General features: G+C 39.2%; 1 pseudogene. It reads left to right on the top strand.

Annotated elements, in window-relative coordinates:
* The first annotated feature begins 73 nt into the window (after positions 1–73).
* Positions 74–1,156: pseudogene (locus QUB30_RS33710) on the top strand (IS630 family transposase).
* Positions 1,157–1,170: the final 14 nt, after the last annotated feature.

Raw genomic sequence — 1,170 nt, 5'->3', positions numbered from 1 at the left:
TATAGCGAGCGCAAATGATTTGTAAATCATCGAGCGTGTATAATGAGAGATGTAAATCTAAGTAGAAGTTGAGATGTCCCGAGAGAAATCGTTAGACAAATTCAAAGAAGATGAAGCCCAGGCTTTATTAGAACTCGAAAATTTTATTGCCGGCAATCCCGACCCAAGAGAACTAAAAAGAGCTTTAGCTGTTCGGATGCTAATTGAAGGGATATGTCGCAAAACTATCCAAACTATTTTGGGAGTATCATCTCCATTTATCAGCAAGTGGAAAATCAATTATGCGTTGTATGGAATTGAAGGATTGCTCTTAAATCATCGAGGCTCGCAGGGACAGCTTAAGCCAGAAGAACGAGAGGAAATTATCCAATGGTTAACCGATAAAAATCAGTGGGATATATCTGCTGTTGCCAATTATATAGCAGAGCGATATCAGATTGAATTTAAATCTCAAACCAGCTACTATCAACTCTTTAAGTCAGCGGGAATTAGCTGGAAAAAGTCTCAAAAAAAGAACCCAAAAGGTGATGAAGAGCTTGTCAAAAAAAAGCACCAAGAAATTTGTGAAACTCTCGAAGAACATCGAGAAGCTATAGAGTCGAGAAAGCTTGTGGTGTATTTGATTGATGAGTGTCACCTTCTTTGGGGAGATGCCTGTGGCTATGTTTGGGGAAGGCGCAATGAGAAAATAGAAATACCAGTGGTAAATGAGAGAGAAAAACAAACTTATTATGGTGCGCTCGATTATTTAACCAAACAGTTTGTTCTGCGAGAATATGCGACTGCGAATTCCGAGAATACGGTCGATTTCTGAAAGTATTTACAATGCTTAAATCCTGAAGCGAGACACTTGATTATTTGGGATGGAGCTAGTTACCACAAATATAAAGAGATGAAGGCTTACCTAGAAGAAGTTAATCGAGGCAAACAGAAGGATGAATGGCCTTTAACTTGTGTCCTATTTGCTCCCAATGCTCCCGAGCAAAATCCCGTAGAGGATATTTGGCTCCATGCCAAAACTTGGGTGAGAAAATTTGGGAATCGGATCGGTTCTTTTTCCTTGGTTAAATGGTTCTTCAATTTTACCATACAGCAGCAAAGATTTGACTTTCCCAAGCTACACAAGTTTGGTGATTTTGAGCTAACATTCTCATGAAACTCATGCTCGAT

The sequence above is a fragment of the Microcoleus sp. BROC3 genome (assembly GCF_036702515.1).
Taxonomy (GTDB): Bacteria; Cyanobacteriota; Cyanobacteriia; order Cyanobacteriales; family Microcoleaceae; genus Microcoleus.
This window is presented reverse-complemented; position numbering and strand designations above follow the sequence as displayed.